18 protein-coding genes are annotated in these 17,632 nt (G+C 51.3%); 16 read left to right on the top strand and 2 right to left on the bottom strand.

The window, feature by feature from the left end; translation table 11 throughout:
* Nucleotides 1–64: 64 nt before the first annotated feature.
* The 15 genes from PHN51_10185 (at nucleotide 65) to PHN51_10115 (ending at nucleotide 11,892) form a co-directional block, all read left to right on the top strand.
* Entirely contained in the window at nucleotides 65–970 is a 906-nt protein-coding gene (locus PHN51_10185) for a hypothetical protein (protein MDD2819142.1), read from the top strand.
* A gap of 54 nt (nucleotides 971–1,024) precedes the next feature.
* Nucleotides 1,025–1,237, top strand: coding sequence for a hypothetical protein (locus PHN51_10180; GenBank protein ID MDD2819141.1), 213 nt, complete (start codon nucleotides 1,025–1,027; stop codon nucleotides 1,235–1,237).
* A 130-nt stretch (nucleotides 1,238–1,367) separates the two neighbouring features.
* Nucleotides 1,368–1,892, top strand: a complete 525-nt coding sequence (locus tag PHN51_10175; protein MDD2819140.1) for a M48 family metalloprotease — start codon at nucleotides 1,368–1,370, stop codon at nucleotides 1,890–1,892.
* A 476-nt stretch (nucleotides 1,893–2,368) separates the two neighbouring features.
* Complete coding sequence (locus PHN51_10170) at nucleotides 2,369–2,983, top strand: hypothetical protein (protein ID MDD2819139.1); 615 nt, start codon at nucleotides 2,369–2,371, stop codon at nucleotides 2,981–2,983.
* An 86-nt stretch (nucleotides 2,984–3,069) separates the two neighbouring features.
* Nucleotides 3,070–3,774, top strand: coding sequence for a hypothetical protein (locus PHN51_10165; protein MDD2819138.1), 705 nt, complete (start codon nucleotides 3,070–3,072; stop codon nucleotides 3,772–3,774).
* Nucleotides 3,775–3,777: 3 nt separating this feature from the next.
* The gene (locus PHN51_10160; GenBank protein MDD2819137.1) at nucleotides 3,778–4,338 is read left to right on the top strand and encodes a hypothetical protein; all 561 of its coding nucleotides are present in this window, start codon (nucleotides 3,778–3,780) and stop codon (nucleotides 4,336–4,338) included.
* A 90-nt stretch (nucleotides 4,339–4,428) separates the two neighbouring features.
* Entirely contained in the window at nucleotides 4,429–5,964 is a 1,536-nt protein-coding gene (locus PHN51_10155; protein MDD2819136.1) for a hypothetical protein, read from the top strand.
* Nucleotides 5,965–6,088: 124 nt separating this feature from the next.
* Nucleotides 6,089–6,523, top strand: a complete 435-nt coding sequence (locus PHN51_10150; GenBank protein ID MDD2819135.1) for a hypothetical protein — start codon at nucleotides 6,089–6,091, stop codon at nucleotides 6,521–6,523.
* A 15-nt stretch (nucleotides 6,524–6,538) separates the two neighbouring features.
* Nucleotides 6,539–7,732 carry a hypothetical protein gene (locus tag PHN51_10145; protein ID MDD2819134.1) on the top strand — a complete coding sequence of 398 codons (1,194 nt, stop codon included), beginning with the start codon at nucleotides 6,539–6,541 and terminating at the stop codon, nucleotides 7,730–7,732.
* A 382-nt stretch (nucleotides 7,733–8,114) separates the two neighbouring features.
* On the top strand, nucleotides 8,115–8,678 hold the full coding sequence (locus PHN51_10140) for a hypothetical protein (protein ID MDD2819133.1): 564 nt from the start codon (nucleotides 8,115–8,117) through the stop codon (nucleotides 8,676–8,678).
* Between the two features lie 174 nt (nucleotides 8,679–8,852).
* Nucleotides 8,853–9,590: a hypothetical protein gene (locus PHN51_10135; protein ID MDD2819132.1), complete on the top strand. Its 738-nt coding sequence runs from the start codon at nucleotides 8,853–8,855 to the stop codon at nucleotides 9,588–9,590.
* Nucleotides 9,577–9,849 (top strand): hypothetical protein, encoded by a 273-nt coding sequence (locus PHN51_10130; protein MDD2819131.1) that lies wholly within the window; start codon nucleotides 9,577–9,579, stop codon nucleotides 9,847–9,849. Before PHN51_10135 ends, PHN51_10130 begins: the two co-directional genes overlap by 14 nt.
* 5 nt (nucleotides 9,850–9,854) lie before the next feature.
* A complete protein-coding gene (locus PHN51_10125) occupies nucleotides 9,855–10,673 on the top strand; it encodes a hypothetical protein (protein ID MDD2819130.1) in 819 nt (272 codons plus the stop codon).
* Between the two features lie 110 nt (nucleotides 10,674–10,783).
* Nucleotides 10,784–11,518 carry a hypothetical protein gene (locus PHN51_10120; GenBank protein ID MDD2819129.1) on the top strand — a complete coding sequence of 245 codons (735 nt, stop codon included), beginning with the start codon at nucleotides 10,784–10,786 and terminating at the stop codon, nucleotides 11,516–11,518.
* A 35-nt stretch (nucleotides 11,519–11,553) separates the two neighbouring features.
* Nucleotides 11,554–11,892, top strand: a complete 339-nt coding sequence (locus PHN51_10115) for a hypothetical protein (GenBank protein ID MDD2819128.1) — start codon at nucleotides 11,554–11,556, stop codon at nucleotides 11,890–11,892.
* Between the two features lie 59 nt (nucleotides 11,893–11,951).
* Here the strand turns inward: PHN51_10115 and PHN51_10110 are convergent, their stop codons facing one another.
* Both PHN51_10110 and PHN51_10105 read right to left on the bottom strand, forming a co-directional pair.
* Nucleotides 11,952–14,540 (bottom strand): hypothetical protein, encoded by a 2,589-nt coding sequence (locus PHN51_10110; GenBank protein MDD2819127.1) that lies wholly within the window; start codon nucleotides 14,538–14,540, stop codon nucleotides 11,952–11,954.
* Nucleotide 14,541: 1 nt separating this feature from the next.
* The gene (locus PHN51_10105) at nucleotides 14,542–15,489 is read right to left on the bottom strand and encodes a hypothetical protein (GenBank protein MDD2819126.1); all 948 of its coding nucleotides are present in this window, start codon (nucleotides 15,487–15,489) and stop codon (nucleotides 14,542–14,544) included.
* An 85-nt stretch (nucleotides 15,490–15,574) separates the two neighbouring features.
* Between PHN51_10105 and PHN51_10100 the strand changes: the two genes are divergently transcribed.
* Nucleotides 15,575–17,632 (top strand): hypothetical protein (locus PHN51_10100; protein MDD2819125.1); only part of this gene is annotated, 2,058 nt, incomplete at its 3' end.

The raw sequence follows: 17,632 nt of genomic DNA, 5'->3' as shown, positions 1-17,632 counted from the left end.
CAGACCCTCTACCTCTGAGTTTCTCCTTTGAATTTTCCCAAACCCGTCAAGAAGGAATTTCATCATGTCGAATGAATACGTCAAAGCCACAGTCGTCAACGAACCCAAAATTGCTTGCATTCAGTGTGGTTCACCGGTTGGCACCTTTGGTCATCTTAAACCGATGACAATAGCCGGCCCTTGGTATTGTCAGAGTTGTGGTCACGGCCACGAAGTCTGGATGACCGAGAGTGGACCTGAGGTGAAGTCGTTTAACTATCGTCAGGTGAAAGTTCTGACGCTTCTGAAGTTGGACAAGACAAATGGACGGTCCGTGTTTCTTGTTCAACAAAGCAGCTCTACCGTACATGTGAACAGTCCGGATGAAGACGCTGTATCAGATAAAGCGCAGAGCAATGACAGGCACTATTACGAGGAACATATGTGTCCCGGCAATGTTCTTAATTGCGAAGTCATGACCTACGCTGGTCCCGACAACATTGATACCGATCCGCACGGTATCCTGCGCCATATCCAAACCGTTTTGCTTCCTAAAGACGCCGTGAGAGGCAAGTTCAGGGTATCCACAGACTACCTTTTTCCTGACGACCCACAGGCATGGTTCCATGTGTTTCCAAAGATGGTTCACCATCTCCCAGCCCCCGTTCCTGAAAGCGAGCAAACTGTGTTAACTCAATCACAAATCCGTACGATCGATCGTCTCTACGGCGAGCTCAACGTCATCTTGGACGCACTGGCTGCCGCGGACGAAGAAGCTGAGGTTCGCCTCATGTCGGTCGATGCCGAAAAGAAGGTCGTTACAGTGGTGGTCGACAGCACCGCCAACCTGTCAGGACTCCCTCAGAAGTACTTGATTTCTATTGCAGACACCCGCACCGTCATCACGTATCAGATGAACTCTGAAAAAGATCCAGCAACAGACACGGCTGTGGAATCACAGAGCCAGCCAATCATTCACGTCCCTGTTTAATCACTGTCAACATCCGCTACGGTCTCACAGACTGTGGCGGACAAAAGGAAACCCATGTCACTCAACATTCCAAAACTCATCCAAGAGCAAGCTAAACTCGAACATCTTGCAAAAACTGTGTATTTTCAAAACGGTGCACGCGATGCCTACGTTTTTGCAAGAGGTCTTCTTGCCACAGGTGCTAACAACGCAAGCGTGGTCACCAGACAACGCATGGCCGCTTTTTGCTCTGCTCGTGTAAGAGAGCGTCTCGGCATCGTTGACTGAGAAGAGGTGGGCCAGATGGCCCACCTCTTCTTTTTTATTTGATTTTTCTTCAGTTACATATATCACACTTGTACACATTGCACCGAACTTCTCACACGTCGTGAGAGCGGTGGAGTGTCGGGAGAAGTTCATGATCAAATGGTACAAAGATATCGAGGGCGTGCCCGGCTACGTCATCGAGCTGTCAAAACAGAAGTGTAACGAGTTTGAGGCTGAGCTGCAGGAGCTCGTCACTAAGTGTGGCGGTATGTGCACCATATACGTTAAGGATAACATCTTCGGGATAGAGGGGTTTACACCCCAATCCTGCGTCTTCCTATTGGAAGAGCTGAGGGATCAACTTAGCGAAGAAGAACTGATGGCGATGATCTATCACGAGGCTGGACACCTTGTGCTGGGTCACGCCGACGCCTTTAAGGATAGTCCTGACGAGATAGTTGACAACGTAGACTGGGAGATTGACGCTGACTCCTATGCTTGTCAGTACACCTCACCTAGCGTGCTCATGCGGGCTCTATACAGCGCTGTCGGAATAATCGCTGACTGGGCGGTAAGAGATCACCCATGTTGTCGCGATGAGGCAATTAAAATAATATCAGAAGACCAGCGTTTCGTAAAGCGGATAGAGGCCCTCACCGCACGCGCTGTTGTCTGATAAGAGAAAAGACCACCGGCGGGTGGCTTTTCTTTTTTCTCTCATCTGAAAAATCTTTAGTTACATATATACAAACTGAACAATCCCATTGAACTCGACTCACTTTGAGTCTGGCAATAGGGGCGGGAGAGTGTTATGAAGATGGTAATGAGCATCGCGATCATCGCGATGTTGCTTGCTGTGGCCTCTGTGGCCACAGCTAAAGAGGCTGGGGCGAAAGCCCCCGCCTCTAAGGGGGCTTCGGCCCCTCACAGCCTCCAAAATTTGGAGGCCATGTGTGCCTCTCGCCACTGGCGTGAGTGTCACACAGATCTCTCACCAGCCAAGTATCGCCGGTGAGAGAGCGTCCTGGAAAGACGGTAAACTTAGCCACCCTCCTATGCCGGCAACGGCCGCCCTGACGTCGCAAGACACTAAAGGGATTAAGCTGAGTTTTTCAGCACCGACTCCGACGGTATTCGGAAAAGGAGATAGTCATGAAGGTAGTGTTTAAGTTGAACCTGGGTCAGCTGGCACGGGCGCGCGCCCAGGTCCTGAAGGTCGAGCGTAGTGTCGATCTCGACCAATTGGACAACTACGAGGGCAACCTCGTGGGCTGGGTCGAGGACCACGGGTTCTCGTACAACAGTAACCAGCGTCTCGATCTTATAGGTGATTGTATCACCTATGTGGGTGAAAGATGCCCGTTTCAACAAGACGGCATGTTCCGTCTCTTAGGGGAGATCCTGACAGGGGAGAAAGACCCTGTTAAAGGGTGGTGGGAAAACCACCACCCAGTGACCTACGAGACGAGTGACACCTGGTTACGGTGGCATGAAACGCTGCACGAATGGCTTTACGCCAGGGCGTCTATCAGCGAGCTGTTGGCGTACATCGCCAAACCCAACAGTCGGTGGGGCGATGTACGTGTTATACCGGCGCTCTGCTCGTCAGTCAAAAACAACGGCGAGCTGCTGACGGCAGTGAAGGCGGTGGCCAACCACCTATACCGCGGTCGTGGAAATGAAAAGACGTTGGCTGCGTCATTCAGTCCAGCGACTCTCAAAGTCGCTACTGTGATAGCGAAAGCTACCCACAGTAGCTGGTTCTGACAAAAAAGAAAAGACCACCTTGGGGTGGCTTTTCTTTTTTCTTTTTCTACCTGGGAATGGTCTGAACTTTCTATCAAGGGAACACCATGTCAGATCGCACCGTCAAGCCATCCTATCCCAAAGCACTTTTCATAGATGGCCCCAACGCTTCAGGTAAAGACTACACCATAGAGCAGCTGGACGCAGCTCTCACAGCCAAGGGTTATCTGGTCAAGCACGCCTGCTGCAAAACACACCTACCCTCATTCATTCAACACAAGCGTTACTTCACCTACAACTTCTTCAATCCGTCACAGATCCATCAGGTGCTCACAGCGCACATGAAAACCATCGACGACGTGGCCACACTGCTTCAAGAGAACAGAAGTCAGGACACAGTGGTTTTGATCAACCGTTCTATCCTGACCGCGCTGATCTACAACTTCGGACTCATCGACGACGAGTCCACACCCAACCGTATCCATCAGTCACAGGAAGCCTTCGAGAAGTTTCGTCAGCACTTCAGGTCTACCCTGAGTGCAGAGACAGGTCTGCTTATCCTTGACAAGTACCACGACTTCAACTACGCACCCTACGGTGAGCGATATGTGACAGAGCTTTGTGAAGAAGTCAAGCATTTCAAACAGAAGATCAGTCAACGCGCCGGCGATGCCGACAAACCTTTTGACGCAGAGTACGTCCGTTACTTGCTCGGATCATACCGTCGACCAGACGTGCAGTTCCTTCGGTTATTCAACCATTGCCTGTTCTCACACTCTGGTGATCTTGCTGCTGTGCTGGAACTCTACTGACCCATGGACCTTACACTCCACGACCCTTATCTGGAAGGGTTTGTCAGCTCCCTGGTCAGATCCAGACACAACACAGTGGGTGTCTACACTCAGTTAACAGATCAAGAGTCTGTCCTGAGAAACTGGCGATCTAAGACACCAGAACCATCTGGCATCATATGTGACGGCAGATACAGGCTCTATCAGCTCTGGGACGTGGATATAGGCATCGTTTCATCGCTGTCAAGGGGTGACATACTCTCGCGTCTTGCAGCGCGTCCTGAGCTCTCTAAAACGCCTGTCTATCTTCGCTATGCTCACGGCAATCTGTTCTCGGTGATACTGCAAGAAGAGTTACCGCAAGAGGTGCTCTACTGTGATGTCACCACGATCGTGGAAGAAGCCGCCACTGGTCTGTTTCACCACGCCAAGATCGGTAAGTACTTTGCGCCTAACAGACTTTTCCATGGCGGACACTATGACGGCATAGACACCACCTTAGAGAAGACTTCCAAGGCTAACGTGTTCAGATGTTACACCATCTTGAACAGAGACAGTCTGTTTCTGCTTGACATGCCATTCTGATCCTACCTCTGCTGGTCTCCCAGCAGAGGTAGGTAAGCATTTTCTACCAGCTCAAGGATAGTATGATCTCAGAAACACAAGGACAAAAACATGGAAGTAAGAGTGGTACTGGGGAAGGTGCTTGCACTGATCTACCGTTGTCGTATCCTGGAAAGTGACGATCACGATGATCTGATCAAGACCGTGCTCCAGACAGTCAGAACAGATGCACCTGGCAACAACTTCGGCAGCGTGAACATCGTGGCGCGCCTGAAGGAGTTCTGCTTAGAGCTCGTAGAGAACAAAGATCTCGTCGTCAAGGAGGTACTGATTCCGAGGCTTCAGTTGACACTGGAGTCTGACGCTAAGTTGCTTGCATCGGTCAGAGAGTCGGTAGAGACCGACCACAGCGAAGCGTCCACCAAACGTATCGTGTCTTCTCTGGTCAAGGTGCTTCACAACTACTACCGTGAACACCAAGCGGTCCTGCTGATCAACAAAGCTCAGTACGACATGACCTTCAACAGAGCCAAGGTCGGTAACTTCACTGACTATCTGCGCAACATGTTGGGTCAACTAGAGCCATTGGCGACAATGTCTACTACCCTGAAAGATCCGGCTGTGGTCAGTGAGGTGGATTTTGATTTGCCTGACGAAGTCACCAAGGTCTTTGAGGAAGTCAGAGACCTGAACAACAACACGGCGGTCTACAAGTTTGGCTGGCAAGCCATGAACCGTATGACGCAAGGCGGAGTCAGACTGGGTGAAACTGTCTATGTGGCGGCACTCCCTCACCGGTACAAGACTGGAACCACGTGCTCCATGTTCGTGGACATCGCTGTCCAGAATGTCCCTATCATTCGTGAGAAAGATGCTGGCAAGAAGATCCTGCTGCTGCGTATCTCGTTTGAAGACAACCTGACCTACAATCTGCAGTTCATGTACCAGTACCTGAAGGCGGCTGAAGGTACACCGGTTAAGCCTGATGAGCTGAGCAATTTGACAGCCTCTGAGATGTCCACGTACATCCGGGCACAGATGACCAGGAACGGTTTCCACATCAAGATGATGCGGGTGGACCCTAACCAGTGGACATACTCGCATCTCTGCAATGAAATCATTTCACTGGAAGCCCAAGGTTATGCCATCCATATATGCATGGTGGACTATCTGTTGCTGCTTCCTACAACTGGGTGTGTCCAGGGACCAGCTGGTACCGACAAACGCGATCTGCTCCGAAGAACACGTAACTTCATGTCAGCTCGTGGCATTGGGTTTATCACACCAGGACAGCTGAACACCGAGGCCAAGCGTTTGATGAGGACACTCCCTGGACACATGTTTCTGGAAGAGATCGCCGAGAAGGGTATGTACGCTGACAGCAGCCAGTTGGACCAAGAGATCGATCTGGAAATCTATGTGCATCTCTTCACACACAAGCGAAGGAAGTACCTGAGCGTGAGGCGCGGAAAGCACAGGCTTGCCACAGTGATCTCTGAGGAGGACAAAGCGTTCATTCTTCCTTTCGCTGGACTGAACATCCCTATCCTTCCAGATATTGGAAAACCAGACTCATCTATGCAGACTCTTCCTAAGAGCTTCGGCTCTGGTGAAACCAACGACTTCTCAGCTGACTTGTTAGGTTAACTGTATCTCCTACTCAGGCGGAGACCTGAGTAGGAGATAGTTCTTTGATTTTTCTTTTTGTCTTTTGACATGTTTCTGATTCTATATATAGACACTGAACATCAACTCATGAAAAAGGAAACCCATGACAGACAAACGTATACTCAAAACCTGTCGTATAACCGACAACCTGCTTCTGGTTTCAGCCAAGAACTCTTTCGGTTCTCAGATGCTGCCAGGCTTTGTAACAGAAGTCGAGGCACGCGTGATCAAGGAGGATGGACAAGTTTTCAAGATCTATCGACCCACCGGGGAGTTTAACACCCCGATCAAGACCATGAGTACCGTCCATTGCGAGGGTGCTTACCGCGGCAACCCCACAGCCGTTCTTCGCGAACTTCTGCTGGAGAACCATTTTCACCCCAAGAACCTGAAAGGCGTGAAACCGCCGACCATGGTTCCGATTGGCAAGGATCTCTGGCGTGTGGTCTACACACTCAACCACGACGAGGTTGTGCCGTTCAGACCGCCGCCCAGTATCACCTATATCCGGGCCCGAGCAGACTCAGTCGCTAACTAACAAAAGGAGAACGTTATGTCGTTCATTTATAACCCGGTGCAATACACCAAAAAGCAAAAACGTTTGTCAAATGCGGAGGTCGATTTCAACAAACTCTGGGGTGACACAGACTCTCTGCCGGTTACAAAAGAAGTACTTGGATACCTTTACAGCGGAGCTATTCACGGCTGGATAGGTGCCGACTTCAGACACTGGGACAAGGTATTGCCATTTGGTAACGGATGTAAGCTGGAGCGAACCATCGCCGGCTTGGCGCTTGACCATAACAAGCTTCCCAAGGACTTCAGCGCATGGCTGACGCCGTATCGTAAACCCAAGCCAGGCCGAAAGCCAACCACGATTCTGGAGCGCGCTATAAGCTTTAATCGCGGGCGCTTCAGTGAGCTTCCCACCGACACAGAGTTCTGGACAAAACAGGTCACGTTACCAGGTGATGAGAAATGGACCACAGCGGCTCACACGGTCTTTCGGAGCAAACAAGATTCGACACCGTTTCCAAACATTGTCGATATCTGGGCCGCAGTTGACGCCGATGGTCTGACAGTGGCGGAGGTTGCCGCAAAGAACAACAGTTTGCCCTATGACTTTTGCCACTGGGGTATCCCTACTTCCACAGGAGAGCATCTGGTATTCACAGCGCTCAAATACGGTAGTCTTGTCCCTAATTTCTCGGACTGGGACATCTGGGACCTGAAGAAAGAGTTCACAGTGGCTTGTTATCTGGCATATAATCGCCGGCATCCGGGGATCAGACAGTGGTCACGCGACTTAACACCCGTGACCCAGCGCTACTATGTGCCGCTTGAACTTATCATTCAGGGAGATCGATTACCAGACCGCTATGGGGTCACACCGATGACGCATTTTGTCGCGGCAGGACTTCGACCATTGGAGTTTATCGGCCCGGGAATCGATTTTCAGAAGGTCGGCCCACAGACTCTCTGCATAGCCGTTTTTACGGGCTGCTTGGTTATCCGCGGGTCGTTTGTCGGGCACAGCTTGGCGACCATGGAAAGCGCTTTACTAACCATGCTGCGCAAAACGGCAATGGCCAAAATCATCAAGGTGCTTAAAATCTGGAGACCTGAACAGGAAACAGTTTTTATCCCTGGCGAAGAAGGCGGCACAACCTACGCAGAGTTAAACGCGCTTCACACAGAGTACACCGAGTTGATTGCGGCGATACGTCGTCCGACATTTCTCCCATGACAACCTTTACCTGGAAGAGACACGGTGGCTACGAGGTGTCCTCGAAAGGAGACACTCGTTTCTCTGCCTTCTATGCCAGACTGTCAGACGGACGCTCGATAGAGTGTCACTACCAGTGTGACGTGAAGTGCTATCAGCCAGGCGGAACCAACTGGCGCTTGGGTAAGGGTAAACCTCCACTGGACACTTCGATAGATCTCTGGACGGAGTACCTGAACCTTTGGCGACAATGGGTGATTATGCCTGGAAACATTCAGCTGCTAGACAGCCTTGCTGAAGTGCTTAAAACGCACTACAACGGCGTTCTGTCAGATTGCTATGCCACGACACCCATCAACCAAGCGCACGCTCTGGCGACGCTTTTAAACGAAAGAAGCGCCTAATGTCAAAAGAACAAATGGTCGACTCTCATACACGACGTCTGGTTGTTCATCTGAAGCAGCTCAAAGCGCCGCCAACCACAGCGTTTTGGTACAATCTTCAGAAGAGCGACATGGAACGTTTTCGACGCATGGCGTACACGGCAGCTAAGCGCGGTTTGCTAGGGGCTGACTTTCCTTTCTGGACCACGGTCGCTAACCCTAGCGACAAAAATCAGTACACGTTAGCGGCTGTGGCTGCGCGATACAACAAGCTACCCAAAGGCTTCTGTGGTTGGAATGTGGCTGTATCTTGCGCGGCCAGGTATGACCCAATCGCAAGCTACTGCGCAAATAAAAACACGTTGCCAGAAGACTTTGATCGGTGGGATCTGTGGTCACACAAGCGAAGAGAACATGTCGCGCACACCATGGCGCGTAAACATAGGCTCCCAGAATCTGCCAACACGCCAGAAATTATGACGCTGACATGTGGACACGGTACCCCAGTTGCACAGACCGCCGCTTTGCTTAAAACTCTTCCGTCTAACTACAGGGACTGGGTTACAGCCTTCCGTGTGGTCTGACAGTGGGTGAGGTCAACGAGTATGCCGAAAAATCGGAGCTGGTTAAACGAAGAAACACCTGGAACGATCTTGATCTTCTTTCTAAACTTGCTCAGGTACGAGCTCGTTTGTTCTCAGTGTACTGACATAATGAACGTGAGGTAAACAATGCAAAAACAAACACACGCAAACAACATGACAAACTTCTATTCGGCGCTACGTAGCTGCGCCAGCAAGATACGTATCACCACCCCAGAGTCCGATGTGGCATCAGCTCACCGGTACGCTGATATTTTTAAAGGTGTGCGTCCGGTTATGGTCTACCTGGAGAACACAACACTGGTTCCAGAGTTCATCGGAACAGTGACGTCTTTCGGTGTAGAAAACGAAGAACTTGTAGGAACGTTCACACCGCGCGCGCGGGGGCGATTAGCTTTCTATTTCTTGTCCATCGATCGTGGTCCTTCCCATTCCTCCGTGGTTAAAATAGAACCCCGCTATGATTCATGGGACAGGGAGTACAGTTTGCTCTGCAAGTACACCAAGCGATATGAGAGTGACTCGTCCCCGGTGATCGAAAACGGCCACAAAAAACTGATCCAATGGGTGAAGGAACACGACGGTCCCATACCTAACCGATTCTGGGACGAGGGTCTATGGGGGGTGGATCACTTCTTCCTTCGATCCGCTGCGTATACAGCGGCCAAGCACGGAAAGCTCGCTCCAGACTTCCCGTTCTGGGTAAGTCCGTCAAACCCTCATACCACTGTTCTTGGGGGTATCAAAAACAGTCTTGCGGCTGTGGCTTTCAGACACAACAAGTTGCCTGAAGGTTTTACCGCTTGGGATATCAAAGACGCCGGCGGCAACACCTTCGCTGAATATGTCGCTAAACTTCAACAACGAAAGGAGCTGAGTCGTGATCAAGATTGAAACTGAGAACTACCAGTTTGTAGGAAAGGACATCTTTTTCCTACTGGTGATTTGCGGCACCTATGGTCTCATGCTCGCGACGCTGTACCTGCTTAGCGGTCTAGCTGCTGAAAGACTTCTCGCTGAATCCAGCGACATAGAAACCTTCCAGAAGGTATGGGCTGTTTTGGTTATAGCCGCTGTTGTTTTGGTACAGTTTCTTACCTCTGCGGTAGGGGCTATTTTCCATCAGTTCAAAAAGAAACCACACGAAAGGTGAACAACATGAATCGCATCACAATCGGTCTTGACTACGACGGCACAGTCACAAGTGACCCAGAAGGCTTTGCGTTGATCGCAAAGCTGCTCAGTTCGAGAGGACATCGCGTCGTGGTAGTCACCATGCGTTACCGAAGTGAGTGTTTGAATGACCCTGCGTTCATGTTGTTTGTACAAAACGTGGACATGTGGGTGGCCACAGGGCGTGAAGCCAAGCGACCCTTCTGTGAGTCGGTCGGTGTCACCGTGCATGTGTGGATCGATGACAACCCAGCCGCTGTCGATAAGTCCGCTACAGAGATTTGGGGGTCGGCCTCTAAAGAAGGAGACCTCGTCATTGAGACCCATGACAACAGCAAGCCCTCGGCTAAAACCACTGTGGTGTTGCCCGAATCACGCGACCCTGACATCCAGCTGAACTCACACCGGGTCAAGATAGGATTTAGGACAGGCTTAGATCCGATTCAAGTCAAATCCTTACTTGACTCAAAGAAGATCGTTTCTGTGACCGCTAAGGCCCTGTGGTCGAACCCAAACGCTGGGTGGATCGCCGCCAACATACTGATGGACGGCATTCCTCTAGACGCTGTGGTTGCAACAGTGGAAGATTTCCAAATCGAAGAAGGTCGATACCTGACCGCCACGTTAAAGCCTGTGTTTAACGGCTTTTATCGGCTGTACGGTGATCGCAGTGACCCCGTACAAAGGACCATGGAAGACAGTTACCAGTACGAAATCATGGCGGCAGTATCCGCGCCGGATAGCTCTTTACCCATGGGTATCTTGGCAATCTTCGTCGATTTTGAAACCAGCACACGGATCTAGCCAATGAAGAAAAAGTAAGTAAAGACCAGGGTTTGTGCCCTGGTCTTTTTCTTTTGTCATATAGGTCGACATGTTCACAATTAGATGATTAACCCTCTGAGAGAGCCAATATGAGCACGAAAGAAATCCACCGTTACCTGGACACACTACCGTCGGATATCCGCAAAAATCTGGAGGTGATTACACCTAAAGACTTGGGACAGGACTTCTTCCTACATCTATCCAGAACACGGATGGACAAGACGGCTTACCGCCCCCGCATTGGGACACGTCAAGCTATCAGCGAAGATCGCATGGTGCCTCGTATCACCGTGGCACCCACACTCTACGGTTGTTACTTGGGACATGGAAGTCTTCACTTTAACACCACGGACTACAAGAATCCGAACATGTACGATTCGGACAACATTAAGCCGGGTCTGTATATCAACAGACTCTCGTTTGAGTACGCACTGAAGCCCACAAAGAAACTGGTCTACGACGCAGATGTCACAGACGAGCACTGGTTAGTGGCGTACAGCAAAGACACAGCTGAATACACGTCTGAAAATATCGGCAAGCTGTTTGTCAGCCAGATGGTTCAGATTCCTGTGGCGGGTCAGCGAACACAGAACTACCTGACGCTGTTTGTGGAACTCACAGATGACAAACCCATTCCGTTGAAATCGGACACGACCCTACCGATTGGTTACCATAAGCTGACAGATGTCCCAGGTCCAGAGAACAAGGACATCTTGAAAGCAAAAATACAGATCAGTCCAATTTCCAGATCTGAGTTCAACGCTGAGAAAAAGGATCGCATTGCGCTCCTGTCTGACTCTGGCTTGGTTTTGAAACCTTGGTGACATTTTTTGACTTATCTTTAGAAAGGACTGTCATCATGCGTTTTCGTTTTGTGTTTCTTGTGCTGGGTTCTCTGTTGGCTGGTCTTGCGGTGTTTCTCACAGACCCCGATGTCAGGTTCATCCAGAACCTCCCCGTCGGTGCTTCGACCATCGCCATGTTTGTCACGCTGACATTTGCGGTGTTCTACGTGGCGTTTCTCCACGTTTCTCGCAAGGGATTGGCGGACTACATTGACTTGCAGATCTGGTTCAACAAAGCGTTCGAGACCCCGCACTCCGCTGGACTTGGGTTGATCGCTGTGGGTTTGATGATGATCGCTATCTCGATCGTGATTCTGGCGTCAGCCATTGCCATGAAAGCTTCTGGCGGATAAAGCGTAAGCACTCCTACTCTGGACCTGTGAGGGTCCAGAGTAGGATGTGTTAGTTTTTGTCAAGTAGAGACAGAGAGTCGTCCAGACAGTTCCACCTTGGATGGATTGTTGGACGTGATCACACGAACAAAGTTAGCCACAAACCTGTACTGCAACAGACTCATGTTGACCACCAAGTTGCTGATGTGTGGTTGTATCTCTACATTCACGTCAGGCATGGCGTGTCTGACCGGGTCTACTTTCAACAGGCTCTTGTACCGAGTCTCGATCAGAGTGTGCACGGTCATATCGTCATACGGCGTTGTGTACAGCGTAGACGGTATCACGCCAGTCAGGATGTCACCGATCAGCTTACAGACCACCGGAGAGTAAACGATGTATGCAGAGCCGATCACGTTGAACTGGTCGATAGCGGGTTCAGGCATCACCATGTTGAAGAGGTTCATGATCTTCGTGTTGGTGGCTTGACTGACTTCAAACAGTCGAACCGTGTCTACTCCCGTGAAAGGTTTCACAGGGATCATGGACTCAGCCACTGTGTAGGGCAGCCCGTTCTGAGCGTGATTCAGTCTCACCACGTTATCAGCTTCAGACCAGTAGATCTGACCCTTGTCCTGCATCAGCCCATCTACAAAGACCGAGTACACCCGATCGTCACGGATGTCGTAGCGCTTGTTGCGAGACAGTGCGCCGTGGTTCACAAAGCCACGCACTTCCAGGTTGTTGATCTTGGAGCTGTCCAGTGTCACACCTGACATGCGAACGTGAACGTTCTGAACAGGTGAGTCTGTGTTCAGGTACTTCTTAGAGGTGATGCAGACGTACGGAAAGTCGATGAAGTACCCCAGACCCTGTGTCAGTCTTCTGTTGTTCAGGAAGACCGCCAAAGACTCTGGAGCCACATCCAGATGGTAGGTCATCATACCCAGACCTCTGTCCTCTTGACAGGTCAAAGGGAAGTAGAGCACACCGTCATCGGTAGACAGCTGTAAGTCGTAGACGTTGGGTTGGTTCATGTAAATGACCTTGGCCTTCTGACCATCTGGAAGACTCAGTGTCACGGTAGACCCCGTCTGCACGGCCGCTGACGTACCCGAGACTTTTGTCCAGGTGGACTGACGCACAGAGCCGTCGAAGTAAGCTGCCAGGATAACGTAGTCGTCCTGAGGGTACAGCAGAGTGAACGTTTCGTCTTTCTCGTAGAGCCGACCAAAGTCAGATGGCGTCTGACCGTACATGAACTCCACGAACCGAACATCCGGTCCAGAACACGTGTAGTAGGGTCCGTTGGTGAGGACCGCTTGACCCTTGAACAGACCATCGTTGTCATACTCAAAAGCCAGGGAGTTACCCTGATAGAGTTCAGCCACTTCGATAGTCAACTCACTACCTCGCTTGACAGGTGTCTGTGCGAAGTAGTGAGAGACACCGTTGTAGCCTACAGCGGCAGTGGCCAGCTCAGGAGTTACCTGAGAAACAGACGAAGCAGATGCCAACCGGAAGTAGTCGCTGTTCTCCAGGTTCTCCACCCGAAGACTGTCCAGGGAGTATCCTGCGCTGGAGATGACATCGCGTTGCGCATCCACAGGCAGTTTGTACAGCTCATGAAGTTTCAGGGCACTGTACTTGAGTTCCATGTCACGACCAGACTTGCGTCGGTACATCACGATGGTCTTGTCGGCCAACCCACCACCTGTCACGTTGCACAGCTCTTGAGCCATGTTGTTCACATAGCTGGACCTCAGGCTGTAGTCTTTGTCGGTCACATTGCGCATGACCGATTCGTGGTGTTTGTAGAAGAACACACCTTTCTTCACGAGACCTGACGACTCTGCGATGTAGATCTCTGTGTCGTCCTGGTACTCTATATAAGAAGCGGTGGTGTCCCTGAACAGCAGGTACTTCACACAGTCGTCCTTGACGGAGTCAAAGGTGCGAAGACCGTTGATAGCGTGCAGCTCAGTCTCGATCACCGATTGGTCATAGACGATCTCCACGTAGCTGCTGTCAGGGATGTTCAGAGTCAGATCAGGTGTCCAGTATCCATTCACGTAGATAAAGACACCGCAGCCTTGGCTTCTTGCGTATGCGATCTGATTCTGAAGCTGTACCTTCTCCAGGTTGTTGGAGACCTGCTGAAAGCTGTGGTCGATACCGATGCGCTCGAAGCTTCCGTGGTATCCAGGCTTATTGAAATACGCATTCGAGTACACATGCATGTACTCAAAGCTGTCCACAGGGTAGGCACCTCTCAGCCACGGTAACGACTCGATAGCGACCAGGAGAGAGTTCTGGTCGATGAACGAGTAGTAGACATGCTGTCTGGGAAACATCACGCCTTGGTCGTTGTAGATCTTCAGGATGTAGTCTCTGAGTTCCATGTCATCAGAAGCTCTTACCCAAACATCCTTGTACCAGTGTTTCTTCTGGGTCAGCAGGTTCAGGATAGAAGGAGGGATGTTTCCCAGCGTGAAGACATGGAAGAACGACGTTTTGTTGGGCAGTTCTTTTCCAGTGTTGTAGACCATCACAGTGCCCTTGGCGGGGTACTGCTTCTTGTTAACCCGAACCATCTTGAAACTGAACTGCCGGTCTTGACCAGGAGCGCAGTAGATGTGGTCGATCGCAAACCGTTGCACATGAAGCATGTTATTCAACCTTATAGTTAGAGGTCAGGAAGGTCAACTCCTTCAGGAAATCATCCCCTGCACCTCGTTTGTTGCGAGCTTCGGTCGTTTTGGCGATGTAGCTGTTGCGGAAAGACTTTTGGGTCAACGAACTGTAGACCAAGGCGATCCATGTGGGTGGGTGACCCAGAGCTGTCATGACCACCTCAGACGCGTTCAGACCAAACCAGTTGTTCGACAACACAGACACCAGAGAAGGGAACTCGAAGCCCTTCAGACGGATGTTGTTGGTCACAGCGAAGCAAGCTTGACAGAAGTCGTCCAGTGTTCCTAGTGTGCCAGCGGCCTTGTAGACCTCATCAACAAGAGCGTCTGTGTAGATCTCTGCTTTCAGCCTAAGCTTCAACTTCATCAGGTCGTCATCAGTGAAACCATCTGTAAACAGATGTGCGTAGTAAATCAAAGCCAAAACTGTCAGTCTGACCTGGTCACCCATGGTCAGACCAAACTTTTTGCTGATGTTGCTTGCCAGCCAGTCACCGAACACCAGGTGTGGGAACGTGAAGCCGTAGACCGCGTCGATCTTTCCCACAGCCCACATACCTGACAGCACAAACCGCTGCACAGCCAGCTGGTACTCGCTGTCGTTACGGATACCCACGGCGGACGATGATCCCATGTCAGCCTGCTTCACAGAAACAGACTGACGGATATCCAGAGCAATCCACTTGTTGTTGAAGTTGACCAGAGGGTGAGCAAAGTGAGGGATGTCCTTCTCTACGGTGGTCAAACCGTACAGCACGACAGGTTTCAGTGTCAGGTGATCACTGGTAAAGTCTCTGAGCTTCAGAAGCTGACCGCTTTCCATATAGCCGTAATCAGAGACAATGTACCGGTCAATTTGACGCATGGTGTCAGGGTTTTTACCGAAGCGAAGCCCGCGGAAATCGGTGGGTTCTTTGAGTATCATGGAGGCTGCCCCTAAGGAAGGTATAGTGTGATTTGACTTCACAGCATGGTTTGGTCAGTCTTTTTCCTCACTTTAGGAGCCCATAATGAACGAGCTTGATAACGCAGCACCTCGGGTTGAAGACCTGGGGATACGCGACATGAGCATGCCAGTTGAGACAGTCAACTCGCTTGCTACCCCCCAGCACATGCCTCTCTTCTGGATCTTTGCGTCCGGCGGAATTGTCGGTCGCCAGTTCATTGATCTGGGTTCGACGACCCTGACCAATGCCTACGGTGATGACACCTTCGATCCCAAGGGCAAGTACTACACCCACCAAACCCCCTACCTGCAACGCGCTGCGGCTAACGGTAACAACTGCGTGGTGCACCGCTTGATGCCTCCCGATGCCAAAGACCGTGCCAACGTGGTGGTCTACATCGACGTGCTGCCCACCCAAGTTCCTCTCTACCAGAAGCAAATCGATGGTTCACTGGTTCTGGACGCCAACGGTGACCCCACCCCTGTGCTCGACGGCAACGGTGTCGCCACCACGGTGGCCGGCTACAAGGTTGCTCTGGTCCCCGACTTCGTTGAAGAAGATCTGGGTCACTACAGCGTGGGTCTGGCAACGGTTCGTCAGGGTATCCAGGTGGACGGCGCTGTTCAATCCACCCAGTACCCCATGTTCGAGGTACCTGCCGAGTTTGCCGGTGAAGATGGCTTGCGTCTGGCTATCCGTGCCTGGGCAGCCATGAAGACCGACCAGAACCCTTTCCCTGCTGGCTACCTCAGCGAAAGCAAGACCTACCCGTACTACTTCCAGCTGATGCGCTTGAAGAACACCACAACTGGTCGCATTGACCCTGTGTTGAACGGCTACGGTGCCCAGTACGCCCGTTTCACTTTCAAAGAAGGTTCTGTTGATCCTGTCAGCGGCGTGATGACCGATCTCCAAGAGATCCTGGAAACCCAGTACACCGACGAGAAGTTGTCGGTCAAAACTGGACTGGGCCCAACCTACGTCTACTTCGACAACATCGCAACCGTGTCTCAGATGTTGTACGACGCTGAAAAGGTGATCTCTGACAGCCACCGCGACACCCAAATCAACAACGCCGAAAACAACATCTTCGCACTGAACCTGTTGTCTTTCACCAGCTCAAATGGTTCGCCCTACCAAGCCATCAAGATGGTCGACGCCACTGGTACGCTGCGTCTGACCAAGAACACCAACGTGTTCTTGAAAGGTGCTTTTGACGGCACGATGACTCTGGCTCTGATGGATGAGCTGGTGGCAGATGACGTCTCTCTGTACAACGACCCCACATCCGAATACAACGACATCGTGGCGCATCCCGCTTCGACGCTGTACGATTCCGGTTTCGCCATGGCGACCAAGCTGGCTTTGCCCAAGATGATTGCGTACCGCAAGGACACGTACGTCAACCTGTCGACCTACGCTTGGAACAACGCCGCCAACCTGTTGGCTGACCAGATCTCGATCGGTGTGGCTCTGAAAACAGCTCTGGAGATGTACCCTGAGTCTGATCACTTTGGTACTTCAGTGGTTCGTGGCACTGTGCTTGTGGGTTCTGGCAAGCTGGCCAACTCGTTGTACAAGAAACGTCTGCCTACCAACTATGAGTTGCTGAACATGGCTTCTCGTTGTATGGGTTCTTCGTCTGGTGTCTGGAACATGAACTTCATGTTTGACAAAACACCGCACAACATCCTGACACAGTTGGTCGATCTGGACACAACCTGGGTCCCCACACCCACGCGTGGGGCCATGTGGAACATCGGTCTGACATTCCCGCTGAACTACCGTGTCAAACAGCAGTTCTTCCCGGCCATCCAAACGGCCTACGAGTACGACACCTCTGTTCTGAACAGCTACTTCGTCATGGTGGCCTGTGCCTATCTGAACAAGATCGCGCACGCGGCTTGGCGCAAGTTCACTGGTGCCATCACGCTGAGTCCTGCTCAGTTGGTGTCTGAAGTGAACAAGTTCGTGGCCGACGAGTGCAATGGTAAGTTTGGCGATGTCTTCAAGATCATCCCGATGGCCAAGGTCACCGAGTACGACGCCATGAAGGGGTATCGCTGGACTCTCCCTATCAAACTGGGTGCCAACAACATGCGGTCGGTGATGACCACATGG

The sequence above is a fragment of the Candidatus Nanopelagicales bacterium genome (genome assembly GCA_028687755.1).
GTDB lineage: Bacteria > Actinomycetota > Actinomycetes > S36-B12 > S36-B12 > UBA11398.
This window is presented reverse-complemented; position numbering and strand designations above follow the sequence as displayed.